Genomic DNA, 22,002 nt, shown 5'->3' on the forward strand with positions numbered 1-22,002 from the left:
CGTACCAGGATATCGGCGCTGCGAAACAAGGATCTGTCGGATGCAGTGGGAGACTGTAACGATGCGGCTGTATCGGGACCGGGCGGTGGTGCTGCGCCAGCACAAGCTCGGCGAGGCCGACCGGATCGTCACCCTGCTGACCCGCCAGCACGGGTTGGTGCGGGCGGTGGCCAAGGGGGTGCGGCGCACCCGCAGCAAGTTCGGGGCCAGGCTGGAGCCGTTCGCGCACATCGACGTTCAACTGCATCCGGGCCGCAACCTCGACATCGTCACCCAGGTGCAGGCCATCGACGCGTTCGCCAGCGACATCGTCAGCGACTACGGCCGCTACACCTGTGCGTGCGCCATGCTGGAGACCGCCGAACGGCTGGCGGGCGAGGAACGGGTGCCGATGCCCGCGCTGCACCGGCTGACCGTGGCCGCGTTGCGGGCGGTGGCCGACGGGGCCAGGCCCCGCGAACTCGTGCTGGATGCCTACCTGTTGCGGGCCATGGGGATCGCGGGCTGGGCGCCTGCGCTGAGCGAATGCGCCCGCTGCGCCGCCCCCGGGCCGCACCGCGCGTTTCATGTGGCGGCCGGCGGAAGCGTGTGCGTGCATTGCCGCCCGTCGGGGTCGGTGACGCCGCCGCAACCCGTGCTGGACCTGATGGTCGCCCTGCACGACGGGGACTGGGAGTATGCGCAAGCGACCACGTCGTCGCATCGCAGCCAGGCCAGCGGCCTGGTGGCCGCGCACCTGCAGTGGCATCTGGAGCGTCAATTGCGGACATTGCCGCTGGTCGAGCGGGTCTATCGGGTGGATAAGACCCTGGCCGATCAGCGCGTGTCCCTGTTCGGGCAGGATGTGGCCCATGGCAGTGAAGAGGGCTGGGCAAAGGACGCGCAAGCAGACCTACCCCCAGCTGCCTCCGGCGCCTGAGGACTATCCGAGCTTCCCCGACAAGTCGACGTGGCCGGTCGTTTTCCCCGAGATCCCCGCAGGTACGAACGGCAGGTTCGCCCGTCCGCCCCAGCACACGTCGAAGGCCGCCGCCCCGCAGATCCCCGCCGACCAGGTGCCCAACCATGTCGCAGTCGTCATGGACGGCAACGGACGCTGGGCCACCCAGCGTGGACTGCACCGCACCGAGGGGCACAAGATGGGCGAGGCGGTGCTCATCGACATCACCTGCGGCGCAATCGAAATCGGCATCAAACACCTGACCGTTTATGCGTTCTCCACCGAAAACTGGAAACGCAGCACCGAAGAGGTGCGCTTTTTGATGGGCTTCAACCGTGAGGTGGTGCGCCGGCGCCGCGAGAACCTCAACGACATGGGCGTGCGGATGCGCTGGGTCGGCTCGCGGCCCCGCATGTGGCGCAGCGTGATCAAGGAGTTCGACATCGCCGAGCAGATGACCGTCGGCAATGACGTCATCACAATCAACTACTGCGTGAACTACGGCGGGCGCACCGAGATCGTCGAGGCTACGCGCGCACTGGCGCAGGAGGCGGCCGACGGCAAGATCAACCCGTCCCGCATCAGTGAGGCGACGTTCGCCAAACATCTGCACCGCGCCGACATTCCCGACGTCGACCTGTTCATCCGGACGTCGGGGGAGCAGCGGGCCAGCAACTTCCTGCTGTGGCAGGCTGCCTACGCCGAGTTCGTCTTCCAGGACAAGCTGTGGCCCGATTACGACCGCCGCGATCTGTGGGCGGCGTGTGAGGAATACGTGAACCGCAACCGTCGTTTCGGGCGGGCCTGATGGCGCTGCAGGAACGGCTCGCCACGGTGCTCGCAGAGATCCTGCCGGTGCAGCAGGAGGACGACGGCGCGGTCACCGTGCAGCACGACGAGACGTTGGCCTCGCTGCGCGCGGTGACGATCGCCGAGGGCCTGGAAATGGTGGCGCTGACCCAGATCCTGGCGTGGGATCTGCCCTACGACGCCAAGCTGCGCGCCGAGGTGGCCGACCACGCGCACAACACGTTGCTGGGCACCGTGTCGCTGGCGACCAAGAGCGCGCCGGCGAAGATCGCCGCAGGGGCCAAGCGCAACTCCAAGAAGGCCGCAGATGTGTTGCTGCGCTACAACTTTCCCGCCGCAGGCCTGAGCGACGATGCGCTGCGCACGCTGGTCCTCATGGTGTTGGCCACCGGCGCGGACGTGCGGCGCGCGCTAGTCGGCTGAGCAGTCCCCGCAGCGCCCGAAGATCTCGATCGTGTGGGTGACGTCGGAGAACCCGTGTTCGCGGGCGACGTCGGCGGCCCAGGTCTCCACGTCGCGGCCCTGGATCTCGACGGTCGCGCCGCAGGCCCGGCACACCAGATGGTGGTGGTGGTCGTCGGAGCACCGCCGGTACACCGCTTCGCCGGTGTCGTTGCGCAACGTGTCGACGATGCCTGCGGCCGCCATCTGCTGCAGCGTGCGGTAGACGGTGGTCAGGCCGATGCCTTCGCCGCGCCTGCGCAGTTCGTCGTGCAGTTCCTGCGCGGAGCGGAACTCGTCGGTCTTCTCGAGCAGCGCGGCGACCGCGGCGCGCTGGCGCGTCGAGCGCACGCCGGTTGCGGTCATGTGGTGCCCTCGCCCGCGTGGGTGACGGCGGCGACGACGATGTCGGCGAGGTGGTGATCGACCAGGTGGTACATCACTTCCCGGCCGGAGCGTTCACCGGCGACCACACCGGCCGCCTTGAGGATGCGCAGATGCTGGCTGACCAACGGTTGCGGCACGCTCAGCGCGTCGACGAGCTCGTGCACGCAGCGGGCCGATTCGCGCAGCTGGAGCACGATCGCGATGCGCACCGGCGCGGCCAGCGCGCGCAGCAGATCGCCGGAGGTGTCGAGCACGTCGCGGGGCGGTAGTTCAGGAAACGGTGCGCCGCTGTGGTCGTGGGTGCCGGCGGTGTCGGCGTCGCCGGCCAAAGTGGAAACGATTTCCATTATGGTGCCCACCATACATGCGCGGTTGCGCATGTCAACGGGGCCGAGCGGGTCGCTAGGCTGTGCAGTCGTGGCTTCCTCTTCTTCGATCATCGACACCGTGGCTAACCTGGCCAAGCGTCGCGGCCTGGTCTTTCAGTCCGGCGAGATCTACGGCGGAACCAAGTCGGCGTGGGACTACGGCCCGCTCGGGGTGGAACTCAAGGAGAACATCAAGCGGCAGTGGTGGCGTTCGGTGGTCACCAGCCGCGACGACGTCGTCGGCCTCGACAGCGCGATCATCCTGCCGCGCGAGGTGTGGGTGGCCTCCGGGCACGTCGACGTGTTCAACGACCCGCTCGTCGAGTGCCTCAACTGCCACAAGCGTCACCGCCAGGACCACATGCAGGAGGCATACGCCGCCAAGAAGGGTCTCGACGACCCCGACGCGGTGCCGATGGACGAGATCGCCTGCCCGGACTGCGGCACCAAGGGGCAGTGGACCGAACCACGCGACTTCAACATGATGCTCAAGACCTACCTCGGCCCGATCGAGACCGAGGAGGGCCTGCACTATCTGCGCCCGGAGACGGCGCAGGGCATCTTCGTCAACTTCGCGAACGTGGTGACAACGGCACGTAAGAAGCCGCCGTTCGGAATCGCCCAGACCGGCAAGAGCTTTCGCAACGAGATCACACCGGGCAACTTCATCTTCCGCACCCGCGAGTTCGAACAGATGGAGATGGAGTTCTTCGTCGAACCGTCGACCGCCCGTGAGTGGCACCAGTATTGGATCGACGAACGCCTGCAGTGGTACGTCGACCTCGGCATCGACCGCGACAACCTGCGGCTCTACGAACATCCCCAGGAGAAGTTGTCGCACTACTCCGAACGCACGGTCGACATCGAGTACAAGTTCGGGTTCACGGGCAGCCCGTGGGGTGAGCTGGAAGGTGTGGCCAACCGCACCGACTTCGACTTGTCCACGCACACCAAGCATTCCGGCGTCGACCTGTCGTTCTACGATCAAGCCACCGACGCGCGCTATGTGCCCTATGTCATCGAACCGGCGGCGGGGCTGACCCGCTCGTTCATGGCGTTTCTCGTCGATGCCTACGCCGAGGACGAGGCCCCCAACGCCAAGGGCGGGGTGGACAAACGCACGGTGCTGCGGCTCGATCCGCGGCTGGCGCCGGTCAAGGCCGCGGTGCTACCGCTGTCGCGCAACCCCGACCTGTCGCCGAAAGCCCGCGACCTCGCCGCTGAACTGCGCAAGTACTGGAACGTCGAGTTCGACGACGCCGGCGCGATCGGCAGGCGGTACCGCCGCCAGGACGAGATAGGCACCCCGTTCTGCGTGACGGTCGACTTCGACACGCTCGAGGACCAGGCGGTGACGATCCGTGAACGCGACGCGATGACCCAGGACCGCGTCGCACTAGACACCGTCAGCGATTACCTCGCAGCCCGCCTCAAGGGCTGCTGACTTTTTGGGCGCGAGCCCCTTTCGGCGCGAGCGTGCGTGTTTGAGGGCGACACGCCGCATCAGACGAAGAGTTTGCGCACGCTCACGGCGCACCGGGTTATCCCCAGCCGCGTATTCGTCCACAGCCGGACCGAAAAGGTCGCGGTGCTCGCGCGCGCCTCGCTGAGGATTAGTCGCCATGACAGGCGATATCGAGATGCTCATCCAAGCGCAAGGTGGCGTCGCCACCACCGCTCAACTACTGGATGCAATGGGCCGAAGTCGGCTCGACACCAAGATCCGCACCGGGCAACTGGTGAAGGTCTGGCCGGGTATCTACAGCCTTGATGAGCCGGACAACATGACGCGGCTCAAAGGGTTGGATCTGCGTGCCGGTGAGCCCGTCGCGATCTGTCTTGGCACCGCCGCGGCTGCGTACGGGTTCGACACCGAAGACGTCAGTGACCTTCATGTTCTCAATCCCGAAGGCCACCAACTGCGTAACTCCGACGGGCTGTTCGTCCATCGCCGCGAAGGTGCGCCGTTGGGCGAGGTCGACGGCCGGCCAGCGACGGCACCCGCGTGGACCGCCGTGGAGGTGGCGCGGGGTCTGCGTCGCCCGCGCGCACTTGCCACACGCTTGATGCCGCCCTGCGAAGCGGCCTGTGCGACGCGCGTCAGTTGCGCGCCGCGGCCGCACGACAAGCCGGCAGGCGCGGGATCGTGGCGGTGCGCGACCTGATCCCGCTGGCACGACCCGAAGCCGAATCTCCGATGGAAAGTGAGGTTCGGCTGGTCATGATCGATGGTGGAATGCCGCCCGCCGAACTGCAATACGAGATCGTCGACCGCGACTTCCGGATCTGGCGAGTCGACTTCGCCTGGCCGGAACACCGACTCGCTGTCGAGTACGACGGCTTCGACTGGCACAGCGACCGGGACAGCCTTCGTCGGGATCGCCAGAAGCGAGCCGCGCTGAACGAGATCGACTGGAGTGTCCTGTCGGTGGTTTTCGACGACGTCAAGTTCAGACCGGCCGCCATGTTGCGCCGCATCGAGGCCGAGTTGCGGCGGTCGCGGGCGGCGTGAGCGTGCGCAAACTCGCTGCTTTCGGCGGCGTGTCGGCCTCAGACACGCACGCTCGCGGTGAAAGTAAAACCGGGACTAGAAGCGGCCGCCGCCACCCGAAAACCCGCCGCCGGAGCCGCCGAACGACCCCGGGCTGAACCCGCCCCCGCCGAAACCCCCGCCGAAGCCGCCCCGCATCGCGCCGCCCAGCATGTTGCCGATCAGGATGCCGCCGATGACCGCGCCCATGTTCCCGCCGCCGCCCCCGCCGCCGTAGGGACCCATGTAGCTGCGTCGCGCCGCTTCGACGTCGGCGTTGGCCAGCGCCTGCGCCTGGGCGGCCAGCATCGCCGCGCCGTTGGCGTGCGCGACGGCCTCCGCCGGATCCGTCGACCGCTTGGCTTCTGCGGCGCCGATCTGCCGCACCGCCTCGGCCAGCCGCGTGCGCGCCTCTGGACCGATGGTGCCGCGTCGGGTGTCGATGAAGTCCGACACCGAACGCACCCGTGACCGGGCGGTGAACAACGCCTCCTCCAGCGTGCGGTTCAGCCGGTCGGCGGCCTCGCGTTCCTTCTCGACGGCGGCCAACAGCCGGTCCAGATCGGCGTCGGCCTTGGTCAGCTCGGTGAACGTGCCGAGCGGATCCACCGAACCTTTGCGCTGCGCGGCGGCGACGGCGGCGGCCGCGGCGTCGCGCGCCGCCGTCAGCTCTGCTGCCTGCGGCACCGACCCCTGCGACAACAGGTCCCCGGCCTGCGCGATACCGGCCTTGATGTCCTCGATCGCGGCTGGCAAGCCGGCCGCGGCGCGGCGGATATCGCTGGCCGCGCTGTCGACCGCGTCCAGCAGCGAATTGGCCTGCCCCAAAGCAGATTCGCCGGCCCGCACGCTCTCGACAAGCTCGGTCTGACGTCCGGGCACGGGCCGCTCGGCCAACTCGCGCGCCCGGGTGATGTTGTCGTCGGCGAACGCCAGCAACTCCTTGGCCGCATCGACGTTGTCGGCCACCGACGTCAGCGCGTCGGCGTCGAACTCGTTGTGCAGTTCGGCCAGCTTTTGGCGCGACGGTTCGATGCGCGCGGTGATGTCGACGACCTTCTGGGTCATCTTGTTCAGCCGGGACGGCGCGTTGATCACCAGATCCCGCAGCCGCGCGAACTCCTCACTGCGCGCGTCGAGTTCACGGTCGGCCTTCGCAGCGGCCACCACCACGCGCGTCAACAGGTCACGGCGCTGCGCCGGGATCTCGGGGATCGCGTCGTCGAGTTGCTGGCGCACGTTGAACGCCTGCGTCAGAGTCGCTTTCGCATTGTGCACCGCCTCTGCGAACTTCGCTGTCTGCTCTTCGCCGAACTCCTCGACGGCCAACTCGAGTTCGTGCTCGCTGGTGAGAAGCGCGTTGTCGACCTCGACGACCATCGACCGCGACAGGTCGTCGAGCGCGTCCAGCGACACCTTCGCCAACGCATTGGGATCCGTCGGGTCGACGCGTCGGGCCGCGGCGAACTCGGCCTCGCGGCGCTTGCTCCGTCGGCGCCGGCTCCACAGCCACAACGCCAGCACCACCAAGCCGATCACCGCCAGCACCACCAACACCGACACCCAGCTGACCCCGCCTTCCGACGTGGTGTTCAGACCGGTGGCCGCCGCGATCGCCGCACCCGCCCAGTCGCCGCGGCGCAGCGCCGGTTCGATGTCGTCGCGCTGCAGCGCCCCCGCGTCGGACTGGTCCATCACGCTCGACGAAACCTGGAAAGCGTAGGCGCGTTCGTTGGTGGCCACCGCCAACAGCGCGTCGCGGTCACCGAAGTCGCTGAGCTGCATGGTGGTTCGCGCCCAGCGCACCGGGCTCTGCCCGAAACTGTCGACGTAGACCACCCACAGCCGCACCCGCTGTTCGGTGTAGAGCTGCTCGACGGCGCTCTCGACCTGGGCACGCTGGTCGGGCGACAGCACGCCCGCGCTGTCGGTGACGTAGCCCGGAACCCGGAACGGCGGTTCGGCGGCCGCGGCCGGGGCCAGCAGCACACCGGCGACGAGCACCGCGAACACGAGGCGAAGCAGACGGGCAAGGCGCATGCTCGCCAATGTAATGCGGCGCGCGCGGAGACCACGCGCTACCCGCGAACACTGCTGGCAGACTGTGGTCCGGTGGCAGCGAATTCCGATCCGTACAACGAGTTCGACCGAGAGCGGCAGGTGGTCGAACCGGCCAAGGCTGCCGGCCTGCCGGGCACCGACACCGAGCACCGCACCGACTTCGCCCGCGACCGGGCCCGCGTGCTGCACAGCGCGGCGCTGCGCCGGCTGGCCGACAAGACCCAGGTCGTCGGCCCGCGCGAAGGCGAGACGCCGCGTACCCGGCTGACCCACTCGCTGGAGGTGGCCCAGATCGGCCGCGGCATGGCCATCGGGTTGGGCTGTGACCCCGACCTCGTCGACCTGGCCGGGTTGGCGCACGACATCGGGCATCCGCCCTACGGGCACAACGGTGAGCGCGCGCTGGCCGAGTTCGCCGCCGATCACGGCGGGTTCGAGGGCAACGCCCAAAACATCCGGATCCTCACCCACCTCGAACCCAAAATCCTTGATGCACAGGGTCGTAGCGCCGGCCTGAACCTCACGCGCGCCGCGTTGGACGCCGTCACCAAGTATCCGTGGCGCCGCGATGAGCAGCACCGCAAGTTCGGTTTCTACGAAGACGACGCGGCCACCGCCGACTGGATCCGCTCGGACGCCCCGGCGCGCCGGCCGTGCCTGGAGGCCCAGGTCATGGACTGGGCCGACGACGTCGCCTACTCGGTGCACGACGTCGAGGACGGCGTCATCTCCGGACGCATCGACATGCGGGTGCTGGCCGACGACGACGCGGCCGCCGTACTGGGCAAGCTGGGCGAATCCAGCGGGATGGGCGCGGGCCTGCCCGCCGACCACTTGCAGGCCGCCGCGGCGCGGTTGTCGAGCCTGCCGGTGGTGGCGGCCGTCGGTAAGTACGACGGCACCCTGGGCGCGTCCGTCGCGCTGAAGCGGTTGACCAGTGAGCTGGTGGGGCGCTTCGCGTCGGCGGCGATCGCGGCGACCCGGGAGGTCGCCGGGCGCGGGCCACTGGTGCGCTACGCCGCCGATCTGGCCGTGCCCGACCTGGTGCGCGCCGAGGTCGCCGTGCTCAAGATCCTGGCGCTGCAGTTCATCATGTCCGACCCGCGGCACCTGCAGCTGCAGGCACAGCAGCGCGAACGCATCCACCGGGTGGCGCGTTGGCTGCTGGCGGGTGCACCCGCGACGTTGGACCCGATCTTCGTGCCTGCGTTCAACGCGGCCGCCGACGACGGCGCGCGGATCCGGGTGATCGTCGACCAGATCGCGTCGTACACCGAGGGCCGGCTGGAGCGGCTGGAACCGGCGGAAGCGTAGTCGGGCGGGGCCTAGACTGTCCGCGTGGCAGGCCGCATTCCCGATCGAGACATCGCGGCCATTCGTGAACGCATCCGCATCGAGGACGTGGTCGGCGACTACGTGCAGCTGCGCCGGGCCGGCGCGGACTCGATGAAGGGGCTGTGCCCGTTCCACGACGAGAAGACGCCGTCGTTTCACGTTCGGCCCAACCACGGCCACTTCCACTGCTTCGGCTGCGGGGAGGGCGGTGACGTCTACGCCTTCGTCCAGAAGATCGAGCACGTCAGCTTCGTGGAGTCGGTCGAACTGCTCGCCGACCGGGTCGGCTACACGATCACCTACACCGGCGCGGCCGCCACGAACGTGCAGCGCGACCGCGGCAGCCGCAGTCGGTTGCTGGCCGCCAACGCCGCCGCGGCGGAGTTCTACGCCGAGGCGCTGCAATCCGAGGAAGCCGGACCGGCGCGTCAGTATCTGCTCGACCGCAGCTTCGACGCCGAGGCCGCCGCCAGGTTCGGTTGCGGTTTCGCGCCGTCGGGCTGGGACACCCTGACGAAACACCTGCTGCGCAAGGGGTTTGCGTTCAAGGAGCTCGAGGCGGCCGGGCTCTCGCGGGAGGGTCGCCGCGGCCCCATGGACCGGTTCCACCGCAGGCTGCTGTGGCCGATCCGGGCCAGCGGCGGTGAGGTGATCGGCTTCGGCGCCCGCCGGATCTTCGACGACGACCCGATGGAAGCCAAGTACATCAACACCCCCGAGACGGTGCTGTACAAGAAGTCCTCGGTGCTGTTCGGTCTGGATCTGGCCAAACGCGATATCGCCAAGGCGCACCGGGCCGTCGTCGTCGAGGGCTACACCGACGTGATGGCCATGCACCTGGCCAACGAGACCACTGCCGTGGCCTCGTGCGGCACCGCCTTCGGTGAGGGTCACCTGGCGCTGCTGCGCCGGTTGATGATGGACGACAACTGGTACCGCGGCGAGTTGATCTTCGTCTTCGACGGCGACGAGGCCGGCCAGGCGGCGGCGCTCAAGGCGTTCGACGGCGACCAGCAGGTGGCCGGAAAGTCTTTCGTGGCAATCGCTTCCGACGGGATGGACCCGTGCGATCTGCGGCTGAAGTCCGGCGACAAGGCGCTGCGGGACCTGGTGGCCCGGCGCATCCCGATGTTCGAGTTCGCGATCCGCAATCTGATTCCCGACGGCGACGTCCTCGACAACGACCCGCAGGCGCAGGTCGACGCGCTACGTCAGTGCGTGCCGCTGGTGGCTCGGATCCGCGACTACGCGCTGCGCGACGAGTATGCGCGACGGCTGGCGGGATGGACGGGGTGGAGCGACGAGGGCCAGGTGCTGTCGCGGGTGCGTGAGGAGGCGCAGAAGCGCGGGATGCCGGACCGCCGTCGTCGTCGCGGGGCGGTGACCGAGGCCCCGCCGCGACGGGCGCCCAGCCAGCCGGTTACGGCAGCGCGGCCCGATCCGGCCGACCCGACGCTGTGGCCGCAGCGGGAGGCGCTCAAGGCGGCGCTGCAGTACCCGGCGCTGGCCGGTCCGGTGTTCGACTCGCTGACCGTGGAGAGTTTCACCCATCCCGGGTATGCGGCGGTGCGCGCGGCGATCGAGGCTGCAGGCGGTGCGTCGGCGGGTCTGTCGGGCGGGCAGTGGATCGAGGCGGTCCGCGAGAAGACCGGGGCCCCGGCCGCGGCCGGGCTGGTCAACGAACTCGGTGTGGAGGCCATCAACGTCGACGACGACGAACGGTTGCCGCGCTACATCGGTGGCGTGTTGGCCCGGTTGCAGGAAGTATGGGTGGGACGGCAGATCGCTGAGGTGAAGTCGAAACTGCAGCGCATGTCGCCGGTGGAACAGGGCGACGAGTACCACGCGCTGTTCGGCGACCTGGTCGCGATGGAGGCGTACCGCCGCAGCCTGCTGGAACAGGCCAGCGGTGACGACATGACTGCGTGAAGCCCGGTAACGCGATAGGGTTGGCGGGCTATAAACCGTCGGGGGACGGTCAGAAAGGCAAGCTCGTGACATCGACCAACAACCGGGCGCGGCGGCTCGTCGCTGCGGGCGCCTTCGCGGTGGCTGCGGTCGCGGCGCCGTTCGCGGCAGCTGTGGTTTCTACCGGCGCTGACGTTCAGGTCGCGCAGGGCAACTGCCTGGCCTGGTTCGGCAACAAAGAAGACGGCAAGTGCCTCGGCTACTCCAACGGCAACGGCGTCAACGTCGGCACGCCGTACATCGGTCTCTACGGTCCCGACGGCGCAGGCTTCAGCACCGGCCCGCTGCTTCCGGGCACCACCATCTCCGAGGGCATCAACTAGGGCGCTGGCTGCGCTGCGAGTTCTCCGGCCCGATCACCGCGGTCTCGGAGTCGATCTCGGTCAGGGTGACCAGCGCCGGATCCGGTGAGACCCGGTCGGCGATCTTACGACGGCCTGCATCGATGACGGCCTTGGCGGCTGGGCTCTCGGTCACTGCCTTGTAGGTCCCGGCGATCTGTTCATACCGCCGTCGGCCGGCCTTCGTGCCCAATACGTAGCCGAAAGCCAATACGACGAGATACCGGATCACAGGGCCCCTCCCAGTCGACGGTTCATATGCGTCCATCCTGCCTCACGTGGCGGGGTGCGTGCGGGGTGGCGGCGTATTGGCGGGCCCCGCGGCACGTAAGCTAGAGTCATCCCTCGATCCGCGGGGAGTTTCGCGGAGGAGCAGTCCCCTGTAGCTCAATTGGCAGAGCATTCGGCTGTTAACCGAAGGGTTGCTGGTTCGAGTCCAGCCGGGGGAGCAAGTAATCCAAGGGTTGATCAAAGTCGCGCGGCTCATCGCCGGGCGCGATACTGTGGTCTCGATCACACGGCGCTTCTCCAGCGCGTGTACGGGACAAAACAGCTCGTCGCCGGCTAGCTCGCGGCGAGCCTTTCGGGCGCCGGCCCGTCACCGGGAGGGTGGCGGGCCGACGCGCCCGCAGCTCAGGTGTCGACGATGTTCTCCGGATGCAACATCTCGGCGTAGCGCAGCGGCTCCGGTATGCCGAACCCGTCGACCAACAACTCCGCATACGGCCGAAGGTTGCGGCAGCGTTCGTTGATCCCGCGGGTGACGGCCTTGGCGCGCTCGGTCGACAGGAACCGGTGCTCCATGTACCAGGCGCGGTCCTCTTCGATCACCGTCAGCGCATACAGGTCGCACACCATCTCGAGGACTCTGCGGGCCTCCTCGTCCTCGCAGGTTTCGATGCCCGCGACGAACGCTTCGAGGATGGTCCGGTCGATGTGGGCCCGCGCGGCGTGCAGCACATGGTCCTGTACGGCGTTGAACGCATCGAACGCGCTCATCTCTTTGGACTTGCCCTGCAGCCGGCGCGCCACCGTGGACAGCATGTATTCCTCGCGGTCCTCGAACATCTGGATCTGGGTGCCGCGGTTGAACAGGCTGCCCTCTTCCTCGTTGTCCTGCCGATTATCGAGAATCGTCTGGATGATCGGTTGTGCCGCCGTGCGTTTCAGCACCCGCGTGCCGACGGTCTCGGCGGCGAAGCGCACCCACTCCACCGGGCTCATGCTCTTGACGTCGTCGGCGTACTCGGTGAGCAACTGCTTGGCGACCAGTTGGGTCAGCACATGGTTGTCGCCTTCGAACGTGGTGAACACGTCGGTGTCGGCCTTCAGCGCGATCAGCCGGTTCTCGGCCATGTAGCCGGCGCCGCCGCAGGCTTCGCGGGCCTCCTGGATCGCGCGGGTGGCGTGCCAGGTGTTGGCCGCCTTCAGACCCGCCGCGCGCGCTTCCAACTCGCGCTGCTCTTCGGGATCGGGGTCGTCGGCGGTCTGCAGTTCGTGGCACTTGGCCACCAGCTCGTTCTGCGCGAACTGCAACGCATAGGACTCGGCGATCAGCGGCAGCAGCCGGCGCTGATGCACCAGGTAATCCATGATCAACACTTCGTCGTCAGTGTCGGGCTCGGGGAACTGCCTGCGCTGCAACGCATATCGCGTGGCGATGTCCAGTGCCACCCGCGCGGCCGCCGCCGCGCTGCCCCCGACGGTGACCCGGCCCCGGATCAAGGTGCCCAGCATCGTGAAGAAACGCCGGCCCTCGCTCTCGATCGGCGACGAGTAGGTGCCGTCCTCGGAAACGTCGGCGTACTTGTTGAGCAGGTTCTCCCGCGGGATCCGGACATGAGCGAACTGGATGCGTCCGTTGTCCACCCCCGGCAGGCCACCCTTGTAGTGGTTGTCGGAGGTGGTCACTCCGGGCAGGTCGTTGCCGTCGTCGTCGCGGATCGGGACCACGAAGCAGTGCACACCGTGACCCTCGCCGTCCGGTGTGATCAGCTGCGCGAAAACCGCTGCGACCCTGGCAGTTTCGGCTGCGCCGCCAATGTAGTCCTTGCGCGACGTCGCCGTGGGGGAGTCGATGATGAACTCCTGGGTTTCCGGATCGTAGGTCGCGGTGGTCTCCAACGACTGCACGTCACTGCCGTGACCGGTCTCGGTCATCGCGAAGCAGCCGAGCAACTCCAGGTTGATGATCTTCGGCACGTATTTCTCGTGGTGACGCTCGGTGCCGAGGTTCTCGATCGCCCCGCCGAACAACCCCCACTGCACACCGGCCTTGACCATCAGCGACAGATCCGACATGGCGAGCATCTCGATCTGGGTGACCGCCGCGCCGACGTCGCCGTTGCCGCCGTGCTCCTTTTTGAACCCGTCCTCGGCCGCGCCGTGGGCGGCCATGATCTGCATCTGCTCGGCCACCTTGGTGCGGGCGATGACGGTGTTGGGGGTGTAGTGCGGGCGGAACACCTCGGTGGAAAGTTCCTGGCGCATTCGGTTCTTAACATCCCGCCAACGGCCGTCGAGCGCATTGCGTAGGTGGTCCGCTGTGGTGGTCATACCTCGACGGTAGCCCGCTAGGGCGCACTGCAAACTGTGATGGCACAAACGCAGGTGAACCTTAGTGACACCCGAGAAACCGGGTGCAGTTCAATCGATGGCATGCAAAGGTCCGGGCATGCCTAAATGGGTGGCACCCACCGGGGTGCCACACGTGACCACCCACCGGCACGCCGACGTCACCGGCGGTTGGCTGCGCGCCGCGACGTTCGGCGCCATGGACGGCCTCGTCAGCAACACCGCGCTGATCGCAGGCGTCGCGGCCGCCGCCAGCGCGCAGACCGTCGTGATCAGCGGCATCGCCGGCTTGCTGGCCGGCGCCTTCTCGATGGCCATGGGCGAATACACCTCCGTGACCACCGCCAACGAGCAGATCGAATCCGAGGTCCTCGTCGAGCGGCGGTCTTTCCGCAAGAACCCGCAAGCCGAAAAGGCCGAGCTGATCGCGATGCTGATGGAGATGGGCATGACCCGCGAGACGGCGACGACGGCCACCGAGGAGGTGCACCGCGACGAGAAACGCGCGCTGAACTTTCATCTGGTGCAGGAGTTGGGTGTCGACCCCCGCGAGAAGCCCTCGCCGTGGGTGGCGGCGGGGTCGTCGTTCTTGTTGTTCGCTATCGGCGCCATCATCCCGTTGATCCCGTATCTGCTCGGCTACGAATCGCTGTGGGTCGGCCTGGCGTGCGGGGGGCTGGGGTTGCTCATCGCCGGTGGCGTCGCCGCCCGGTTCACCCGTAAGCCGGCGTGGTTTGGGTCGCTGCGGCAGTTGGCGTTCGGGACCGTGGCGATCGCGGCGACCTACTTCGTCGGAACCCTGCTCGATACGGTGGTTTGATGCGCGCCCGTCGGGCCATCGCGCTGGCGTGCGCGGTGATACTGACCGCATGCGGCGCCGAAACCACAGACGCCGACGGGCCGCAATATCTCGGCCAGCTGCAACTCGACGACGGCGCGACGTTCGACGGCACGGTGGTCGGCGGGCTGTCCGGGCTGAGCTACGACCAAGAGAACGACCTCTACTACATCATCAGCGACGACCGCTCGGAGGAGAACCCGGCCCGGTTCTACACGGCACGGATATCGTTGTCCGACAACGGAGTCGACGACGTCGAATTCGTCTCGACGCACCCCTTGCTGGACGAGGACGGCAAACCGTTCCCGCCGCTGAACGCCGACGCCCGGCCGCCGGTAGTGCCGCCGGATCCGGAGGGCATCGCCGTCGACGTTCGCCGCCAGCGCCTCTACTGGTCCGGTGAGGGGGAGCGCAAGGGCGAGGCGATGCGCGACCCGTCGCTGCGCATCGCCGATCTCGACGGTGGCTACGTCGGCGAGTTCACGCTGCCGCCGATGCTGCGCATGTCGCGCGAAGAGACCGGACCGCGACGCAACCGCGGCCTGGAAGGGCTCACGTTGACCCCCGACGGCCGCGGCCTGTGGGCGGCGATGGAAAACCCCGGCCACAACGACGGCCCGCTACCCGACGCCAACGCCGGGGCGCTCACCAGGATCACCCGCTTCGACGTCGAATCCCGCACCGCGACAGCGCAGTACGCCTACCCGGTCGACAAGGTCACCGCCGGGCCCGACGGTGACAACGGCGTGACCGACCTGCTGGCCATCGACGACGAGACCTTCCTGGCCCTCGAACGCGGCTACGGCACCCACGTCGAGGCGCGCATCTACCGCGTCAGCGTCGGCGACGCCGAGGATGTGCTGGACCGGCCGTCGTTGCAGAACGCGTCGGTGCGGCCGATGACCAAGACGCTGCTCGTCGACCTGACGGGCACCGTCGAGCCGCTCGACAACGTCGAGGGCCTGGCGTTCGGCCCCACCCTGCCCGACGGACGCCGGTCGCTGGTTCTGGTCAGCGACAACAACTTCTCGGCCGACCAGATCACCCAGTTCCTGGCGTTCGCGCTTTAGCGGCGTCCTCGAGAAGTCGACGCAGCACCACCACGGCGTCGGCGAGGGTCTGGCGGTCGGCGGCGTCAAGCCGTTCCAGATACGGGTCGATGGCCGCACCGCGATGCACCCGAACCTGATGCAGGGTTTGCACCCCCTTGGGGGTGATGCGGATCAGCACCGCGCGCCCGTCCTCGGGGTCGACGGTGCGCGACACCAGCCCGGCGTCTTCGAGCCGTCGCACCTGGGTGGTCATCGTCGGCTGCGAGCAGTGGTCGAGCGCCGCCAGATCCGAGATCCGGGCCTCGCCGCGGTCTTCGATCGTGGACAGCAGCCGGGCCTGGGCGTAACCCAGCGGCATCCGGGCCCGCTGAGTGGCCAGGCGGTTGATCCGAGCAACGACGGCCAGCAGGTCGGCTCCGAGCGTCGGCGACATGCGGCCCATAATTACATAGGTTTGCTATATTTCTCAACCGCGGTCGTGTCGCCGGTCACAGCAGCGCCGATGGAGCTTATCGGCTTTGGACTGGCAGAATCGTGAAATGGCCGTGACCGGGGAATCGAGACCGTCTCGACGGACCGGTTCGCTGCGTCCGGGCGAACTCGCGCAGGCCGCGGTGATGGCGGCGCTGACGGCGGCCACCGCGATCATCGCCATCGTCGTGCCGTTCGCGGCGGGGCTGGCGCTTTTGGGCACCGTGCCGATGGGTCTGTTGGCCTACCGCTACCGGCTGCGGGTGCTGATCACGGCGATGGTGGCCGGCGGCATCATCGCGTTCCTCATCGCCGGCGCGGGCGGGTTCATGACGGTGTTCAACTGCGCCTATATCGGTGGGCTCACCGGAACCGTCAAGCGCCGCGGTCGCGGCACGCCGACGGTGGTGGTCGTCGCGGTCATCGCCGGTGCGGTGTTCGGCGCGGCGTCGGTGGCGGTCCTGGCCGTCCTGGCGCGGCTGCGGCACCTGATCTTCGACACGGTCACCGCGAACGTCGAGGGTGCGGCCGCGATCATCTCGCGCATCCCGAACATGGAGGGCATCGCCGACCAACTCAAGCGTGACTTCGCGACGGCGCTGGACTACTGGCCGCTGCTGTTCTTCGGCAGCGGGGTGCTGTCCATCACGATGATCAGCCTGCTGGGCTGGTGGGCGCTTTCGCGGGTGATGGCGCGGTTGCTCGGCATCCCCGACGTGCACAAACTGGAGTCCTCGACCGACACCGGCACCGTCGCACCGGTTCCTGCCCGGCTGCGCGACGTGCGGTTCCGCTACCCCAACGGCGACGACGACGCGCTCGGTCCGCTGTCGCTGACGGTCGAACCCGGTGAGTACCTCGCCGTGACCGGAGCCAACGGCTCCGGCAAGACCACGCTGATGCTGGTGCTGGCCGGCCGCGAACCCACGTCGGGCACCGTCGAACGGCCGGGTGCGGTGGGGCTCGGGCGCATCGGCGGCACCGCGGTGATCATGCAGCACCCTGAGAGCCAGGTGCTGGGCACCCGCGTCGCCGACGATGTCGTGTGGGGGCTGCCGCCCGGCAAGACCATCGACGTGCACGAACTGCTCGCCGAGGTCGGGCTCGACGGGCTGGCCGAACGCGACACCGGCGGGCTGTCCGGCGGTGAGTTGCAGCGCCTGGCCGTGGCGGCGGCGTTGGCCCGCGAACCCTCGCTGTTGATCGCCGACGAGGTCACCAGCATGGTCGACCAGCAGGGCCGCGAGTCGTTGGTGTCGGTGCTGTCCGGGCTCACCAAACGCCACGACATGTCGCTGGTGCACATCACCCACTACAACGCCGAGGCCGACAACGCCGATCGGGCCGTCAACCTCACCGGAGGCAGCGGTGCGGCCGACAACACCGAGATGGTGGAGACGTCGGCGGCGCCCATCCCGACCGTCGTGGCCGGACAGCACTCCGAAAAGCCGGTGCTCGAGCTCGTCGACGTCGGCCACGAATACGGCAGCGGAACCCCTTGGGCGGCCACCGCATTGCGCGATATCAACTTCACCGTCCACGAGGGCGACGGCGTGCTGATCCACGGGCTCAACGGATCCGGTAAGTCCACGCTGGCCTGGATCATGGCGGGTCTGACCGTTCCGACCGTCGGTACCTGCCTGCTCGACGGCGCGCCGGCCTCCGATCAGGTGGGCGCAGTCGCATTGTCGTTCCAGGCCGCGCGGCTGCAGTTGATGCGCAGCCACGTGGGTTACGAAATCGCCTCGGCCGCCGGGTTTTCCGCCAGCGACCGCGGCAGGGTCGCCGATGCTCTGGCCATGGTCGGCCTGGATTCGTCGATGGCCAAGCGCCGTATCGACCAACTCAGCGGCGGGCAGATGCGCCGGGTGGTGCTGGCCGGACTGCTCGCACGATCCCCGCGAGCGCTGATCCTCGACGAGCCGCTGGCCGGGCTCGACGCGGCCAGTCAGCGCGGCCTGCTGCGGCTGCTGGAAGACTTGCGGCGCAACGCCGGGCTGACCGTCGTCGTGATCTCGCACGACTTCACCGGTCTGGACGAGCTGTGCCCGCGCACGCTGCACTTGGAAGGCGGTGCGCTGGTCGCGGCGCCCTCGGCCGCGGGAGGGATGACATGACCGCGCCCACCGCCCGACGCCAACCCAAGCCGCTGGTGCTGCTGCGACCCGTACCGGGCGACAGCGTCATTCACCAACTGTGGGCCGGCTCGAAACTCGCGATCGTCGCCGCCATCGGCGTGCTGCTCACCTTCTACCCGGGCTGGGTGCCGATCGGTGCGGTCGCCGCGCTGGTGCTGACAGCGGCGTGGCTGGCGCACATCCCGCGCGGTGTGCTGCCGACGATTCCGGGCTGGCTGTGGTTCTTGTTGTTCCTCGGCGGCCTCACCGCCGCGTTCGCCGGCGGCGACCCGGTCATCGGCCTGGGCTCGGTCGAACTCGGGCTGGGCGGGCTGCTCAACTTCTTGCGCATCACCGCGCTGTCGATCGTGCTGCTGGGTCTGGGCGTGATGGTGTCGTGGACCACCAACGTCGCCGAGATCGCCCCTGCCGTTGCCACATTGGGCCGTCCGCTGCGTGTGCTGCGCATTCCGGTGAACGAATGGGCGGTCGCGTTGACGTTGGCGCTGCGGGCGTTCCCGATGCTGATCGACGAGTTCCGGGTGCTTTACGCCGCGCGCCGGCTGCGGCCCAAAGAGCGACCGCAGACCCGGCGTGGACGCCACCGCCGCTGGTGGCTGGAGGCCATCGACCTGCTCGCCGCGGCGGTGATCGTCGCGCTGCGCCGGGCCGACGAGATGGGCGACGCGATCACCGCGCGCGGCGGCGCGGGCCAGATCTCGGCGATGCCGTCGCGACCCAAACGGATTGACTGGGTGACGTTCGCGATCGTCGCGGTAGTGTGCGGCGCCGCGCTCGCCCTGGAGCTGACGGTGGCGGGCACCAGCGGCTAGTTCGTCACGACGGCGCCGCCGTTACGGTAGAGGCGTGACAGCAAGCCGACGCGTCGACGCCGACTTTCTCGAACTACCGCGCCACGCCCTCGCCGATGCAGCGTTGTCCGCCGCCGTCGCCGCCGGAGCCAGCCACGCCGACTTCCGCATCCACGCGACCACCAGCGAACTCGTGCAGCTACGCGACGGTGAGCTGGAAACCGCCGTCGTCAACCGCGAGATCGGCCTGGCCGTGCGGGTGATCGTCGACGGCACGTGGGGTTTCGCGTCGCACGCCGAACTCAGCGCCGACGTGGCGGCCGAAACCGCGCGGCGCGCCGTGCAGGTGGCGACGACGCTGGCGCCCCTGAACGCCGAACGCATCGAACTGGCCCCCGAACCGGTGTATTCCGACGTCGAGTGGGTGTCGGACTACCGGATCGACCCGTTCGACGTCGCGACGACGGACAAGCTCACCGTGCTCGGTGAGCACTCCGAGCGGATGCTGGCCGCCGACGGGGTCGACCACGTGTCGGCGTTGATGAACGCGGTCAAGGAGCAGACCTTCTACGCGAACACTTTCGGCTCGTCGATCACCCAGCAGCGGGTGCGCGTGCTGCCGATGCTGGAGGCGGTGACGGTCGACGCCGCCGCGGGCACGTTCGAGACCATGCGCTCGCTGTGCCCCCCGTCCGCGCGGGGCTGGGAGGTTCTGGCCGGCGACGAGGTGTGGAACTGGTCCGACGAGCTGGCCGAGATGCCGACGCTGCTGGCGGAGAAAGTCAAGGCGCCCAGCGTCACCGCTGGCCCGACGGATCTGGTCATCGACCCGTCCAACCTGTGGTTGACGATCCACGAATCCATCGGACACGCAACCGAATACGACCGTGCGATCGGATACGAGGCGGCCTATGCGGGCACGTCGTTCGCCACGCCGGACAAGCTCGGCACCATGCGCTACGGGTCGCCGGTGATGAACGTGACCGCCGACCGCACCGTCGAATACGGTTTGGCGACAGTCGGTTACGACGACGAGGGTGTGCGCGCGCAGAGCTGGGATCTGGTGCGCGACGGCATCTTCGTGGGGTATCAGCTGGATCGGGTGTTTGCGCCGCGGCTGGGGGTGGCGCGGTCCAACGGCTGCTCGTATGCCGACTCCGCGCATCATGTGCCGATCCAGCGGATGGCCAACGTGTCGCTGCAGCCGGCGGCCGAGGACGTCAGCACCGACGACCTGATCTCGCGGGTGGCCGACGGCATTTACATCGTGGGTGACAAGAGTTGGTCGATTGACATGCAGCGCTACAACTTCCAGTTCACCGGGCAGCGGTTCTACCGGATCCGCGGCGGCCGGCTGTCCGGTCAGCTGCGCGACGTCGCGTATCAGTCGACGACGACGGACTTTTGGGGCTCGCTGGAGGCGGTCGGCGGGCCGTCGACGTGGCGTCTGGACGGGGCGTTCAACTGCGGTAAGGCCCAGCCGGGGCAGGTGGCGCCGGTCAGCCACGGGTGTCCGCCGGCGTTGTTCCGGGGCGTGAACGTGCTCAACACGCGAGTCGAGGCGGGCGGTAGCCGGTGATCGGAGCGCAGCAGGTCATCGATCTCGCGTTGGCCGAGGCGGCCCGGCGGGGCCAGGCCGACGAGACGACCGTGTTGGTCACCGATAGGGCGGACGCGTCGCTGCGGTGGGCGGGCAACTCGATGACCACCAACGGCGAGTCGACGAGCCGGCATACCACGGTGATCTCGGTTGTGCGTCAAGGCAAAGGGGCGCGTGTGGGGGCCGTGCGGTCGAGCGAGGTGGACCCGGGCGTCATCGCGGGGATGGTGGCGGCGTCTCAGGAGGCGGCCGCGGCCGCGCCCGAAGCACGCGACAGCGCCGAACCGCTGCCGGCGACCACCGAGCCCAGCGACTGGGACGATCCGGTACCCGGTACCGGCGCGCAGGTGTTCCTGCCGGTGGCCGACGGTCTCGCGCGCGGGTTTCGCGGCCCGGATCAGCTGTACGGGTACGCCAGGCACATCGTGGAGACGACGTTCGTGGCGACGTCTGACGGGCTGCGCCGACGCTACACGCAACCGACGGGTTCGGTGGAGATCAACGGCAAGCGCGACGGGGCCAGCGCGTGGGTGGGGGTCAGCACACCTAATTTCGCCGATGTGCCAACGGATTCGATGCTCGAGCAGCTGTCGACGCGGTTGGGTTGGGCGCGGCGGGCGGTGCAACTGCCGGCCGGCCGTTACGAGACGATCCTGCCGCCGTCGACGGTGGCGGATCTGATGATCTATCTGACTTGGACCATGGACGGGCGCGGCGCACAGGAGGGCCGCACCGCGCTGTCGGCGCCGGGCGGCGGGACCCGGGTGGGGCAGAGGCTGACCGATCTGCCGCTGACGCTGTACTCCGATCCTGCTGCCACGGGGCTGGAATGCACACCGTTCGTGGTGACGACGGCGTCGTCGGAGCGGGTTTCGGTGTTCGACAACGGCATGGACATCGGCCGGGTGGACTGGATCCGCGACGGGGTCATCGAGACGTTGGCGTATCCGCGCGCGGCTGCCGCGGAATTCGGGGCGCCGGTGGCGGTGCCAGCCGACAACCTGGTGATGACGGGCGGCACGGCGAGTTTGGCCGACATGATCGCGAACACCGAGCGCGGGTTACTGCTGTCGACGATGTGGTACATCCGCGAGGTCGACCCGGCGGTGTTGCTGTTGACCGGGTTGACCCGCGACGGCGTTTATCTTGTCGAGGACGGCGAGGTGACCGCAGCGGTCAACAACTTCCGGTTCAACGAAAGCCCGTTGGACGTGCTGCGCAGGGCGACCGAAGCCGGGGTCAGCGAGGTCACGTTGCCGCGCGAGTGGGGTGACTGGGCGACGCGGGCAGCGATGCCGACGCTGCGAATACCGGACTTTCACATGTCTTCGGTCAGCCAAGCGCAATAATCCTGAGC

General features: G+C 68.4%; 19 protein-coding genes, 1 tRNA gene and 1 pseudogene. 15 read left to right on the top strand and 6 right to left on the bottom strand.

Annotated features, from left to right (window positions below):
• The first annotated feature begins 61 nt into the window (after positions 1 to 61).
• The 3 genes from recO to ABQE93_RS17270 are packed head-to-tail and all read left to right on the top strand — an operon-like array spanning position 62 to position 2,173.
• The gene (recO, locus tag ABQE93_RS17260) at positions 62 to 919 is read left to right on the top strand and encodes a DNA repair protein RecO (protein WP_448409453.1); all 858 of its coding nucleotides are present in this window, start codon (positions 62 to 64) and stop codon (positions 917 to 919) included.
• Positions 852 to 1,748 carry a decaprenyl diphosphate synthase gene (locus tag ABQE93_RS17265; RefSeq protein ID WP_448409403.1) on the top strand — a complete coding sequence of 299 codons (897 nt, stop codon included), beginning with the start codon at positions 852 to 854 and terminating at the stop codon, positions 1,746 to 1,748. The genes recO and ABQE93_RS17265 overlap by 68 nt, the downstream gene beginning before the upstream one ends.
• A complete protein-coding gene (locus ABQE93_RS17270) occupies positions 1,748 to 2,173 on the top strand; it encodes a hypothetical protein (protein WP_448409402.1) in 426 nt (141 codons plus the stop codon). Before ABQE93_RS17265 ends, ABQE93_RS17270 begins: the two co-directional genes overlap by 1 nt.
• Here ABQE93_RS17270 and ABQE93_RS17275 read toward each other — a convergent pair.
• Positions 2,162 to 2,557 (bottom strand): Fur family transcriptional regulator, encoded by a 396-nt coding sequence (locus ABQE93_RS17275; protein WP_448409401.1) that lies wholly within the window; start codon positions 2,555 to 2,557, stop codon positions 2,162 to 2,164. The genes ABQE93_RS17270 and ABQE93_RS17275 overlap by 12 nt on opposite strands.
• Positions 2,554 to 2,925, bottom strand: coding sequence for an ArsR/SmtB family transcription factor (locus ABQE93_RS17280; RefSeq protein WP_448409400.1), 372 nt, complete (start codon positions 2,923 to 2,925; stop codon positions 2,554 to 2,556). Before ABQE93_RS17280 ends, ABQE93_RS17275 begins: the two co-directional genes overlap by 4 nt.
• A gap of 31 nt (positions 2,926 to 2,956) precedes the next feature.
• On the opposite strand from ABQE93_RS17280, the gene ABQE93_RS17285 reads away from it, so the two are divergent.
• Both ABQE93_RS17285 and ABQE93_RS17290 read left to right on the top strand, forming a co-directional pair.
• Entirely contained in the window at positions 2,957 to 4,390 is a 1,434-nt protein-coding gene (locus ABQE93_RS17285; protein ID WP_448409399.1) for a glycine--tRNA ligase, read from the top strand.
• A gap of 178 nt (positions 4,391 to 4,568) precedes the next feature.
• Positions 4,569 to 5,458 (top strand): annotated as a pseudogene (locus tag ABQE93_RS17290) (hypothetical protein).
• 75 nt (positions 5,459 to 5,533) lie between these two features.
• Here ABQE93_RS17290 and ABQE93_RS17295 read toward each other — a convergent pair.
• Complete coding sequence (locus ABQE93_RS17295; protein WP_448409397.1) at positions 5,534 to 7,516, bottom strand: TPM domain-containing protein; 1,983 nt, start codon at positions 7,514 to 7,516, stop codon at positions 5,534 to 5,536.
• A 72-nt stretch (positions 7,517 to 7,588) separates the two neighbouring features.
• On the opposite strand from ABQE93_RS17295, the gene ABQE93_RS17300 reads away from it, so the two are divergent.
• From ABQE93_RS17300 to ABQE93_RS17310, 3 genes are all read left to right on the top strand, one after another.
• Positions 7,589 to 8,851, top strand: coding sequence for a deoxyguanosinetriphosphate triphosphohydrolase (locus ABQE93_RS17300; protein ID WP_448409396.1), 1,263 nt, complete (start codon positions 7,589 to 7,591; stop codon positions 8,849 to 8,851).
• A gap of 24 nt (positions 8,852 to 8,875) precedes the next feature.
• Positions 8,876 to 10,801 carry a DNA primase gene (gene dnaG, locus ABQE93_RS17305; RefSeq protein ID WP_448409394.1) on the top strand — a complete coding sequence of 642 codons (1,926 nt, stop codon included), beginning with the start codon at positions 8,876 to 8,878 and terminating at the stop codon, positions 10,799 to 10,801.
• A 65-nt stretch (positions 10,802 to 10,866) separates the two neighbouring features.
• Positions 10,867 to 11,163 (top strand): DUF7155 family protein, encoded by a 297-nt coding sequence (locus ABQE93_RS17310; protein ID WP_448409392.1) that lies wholly within the window; start codon positions 10,867 to 10,869, stop codon positions 11,161 to 11,163.
• Here ABQE93_RS17310 and ABQE93_RS17315 read toward each other — a convergent pair.
• Positions 11,156 to 11,413 (bottom strand): hypothetical protein, encoded by a 258-nt coding sequence (locus ABQE93_RS17315; RefSeq protein WP_448409390.1) that lies wholly within the window; start codon positions 11,411 to 11,413, stop codon positions 11,156 to 11,158. The genes ABQE93_RS17310 and ABQE93_RS17315 overlap by 8 nt on opposite strands.
• A gap of 144 nt (positions 11,414 to 11,557) precedes the next feature.
• Here ABQE93_RS17315 and ABQE93_RS17320 point away from each other — a divergent pair.
• A tRNA-Asn gene (locus tag ABQE93_RS17320) sits at positions 11,558 to 11,630 on the top strand.
• Positions 11,631 to 11,814: 184 nt separating this feature from the next.
• Here ABQE93_RS17320 and ABQE93_RS17325 read toward each other — a convergent pair.
• Entirely contained in the window at positions 11,815 to 13,737 is a 1,923-nt protein-coding gene (locus ABQE93_RS17325) for an acyl-CoA dehydrogenase family protein (protein ID WP_448409389.1), read from the bottom strand.
• A gap of 118 nt (positions 13,738 to 13,855) precedes the next feature.
• On the opposite strand from ABQE93_RS17325, the gene ABQE93_RS17330 reads away from it, so the two are divergent.
• Entirely contained in the window at positions 13,856 to 14,575 is a 720-nt protein-coding gene (locus ABQE93_RS17330; protein WP_448409388.1) for a VIT1/CCC1 transporter family protein, read from the top strand.
• The gene (locus tag ABQE93_RS17335; protein ID WP_448409386.1) at positions 14,575 to 15,663 is read left to right on the top strand and encodes an esterase-like activity of phytase family protein; all 1,089 of its coding nucleotides are present in this window, start codon (positions 14,575 to 14,577) and stop codon (positions 15,661 to 15,663) included. Before ABQE93_RS17330 ends, ABQE93_RS17335 begins: the two co-directional genes overlap by 1 nt.
• On the opposite strand, the gene ABQE93_RS17340 is transcribed toward ABQE93_RS17335, so the two are convergent.
• Positions 15,635 to 16,078 (bottom strand): MarR family winged helix-turn-helix transcriptional regulator, encoded by a 444-nt coding sequence (locus ABQE93_RS17340; RefSeq protein ID WP_448409384.1) that lies wholly within the window; start codon positions 16,076 to 16,078, stop codon positions 15,635 to 15,637. The genes ABQE93_RS17335 and ABQE93_RS17340 overlap by 29 nt on opposite strands.
• A 106-nt stretch (positions 16,079 to 16,184) precedes the next feature.
• Here ABQE93_RS17340 and ABQE93_RS17345 point away from each other — a divergent pair, with 106 nt between their 5' ends.
• From ABQE93_RS17345 to ABQE93_RS17360, 4 genes are read left to right on the top strand one after another with little or no spacing between them, the layout of a single operon-like run.
• Entirely contained in the window at positions 16,185 to 18,233 is a 2,049-nt protein-coding gene (locus ABQE93_RS17345) for an ABC transporter ATP-binding protein (RefSeq protein WP_448409383.1), read from the top strand.
• Positions 18,230 to 19,066, top strand: a complete 837-nt coding sequence (locus ABQE93_RS17350) for a CbiQ family ECF transporter T component (RefSeq protein WP_448409382.1) — start codon at positions 18,230 to 18,232, stop codon at positions 19,064 to 19,066. Before ABQE93_RS17345 ends, ABQE93_RS17350 begins: the two co-directional genes overlap by 4 nt.
• Before the next feature lie 34 nt (positions 19,067 to 19,100).
• Entirely contained in the window at positions 19,101 to 20,624 is a 1,524-nt protein-coding gene (locus ABQE93_RS17355) for a TldD/PmbA family protein (RefSeq protein WP_448409380.1), read from the top strand.
• Positions 20,621 to 21,994, top strand: a complete 1,374-nt coding sequence (locus tag ABQE93_RS17360) for a metallopeptidase TldD-related protein (protein WP_448409378.1) — start codon at positions 20,621 to 20,623, stop codon at positions 21,992 to 21,994. The genes ABQE93_RS17355 and ABQE93_RS17360 overlap by 4 nt, the downstream gene beginning before the upstream one ends.
• Positions 21,995 to 22,002: the final 8 nt, after the last annotated feature.

Source organism: Mycolicibacterium sp. XJ662 (assembly GCF_053484035.1).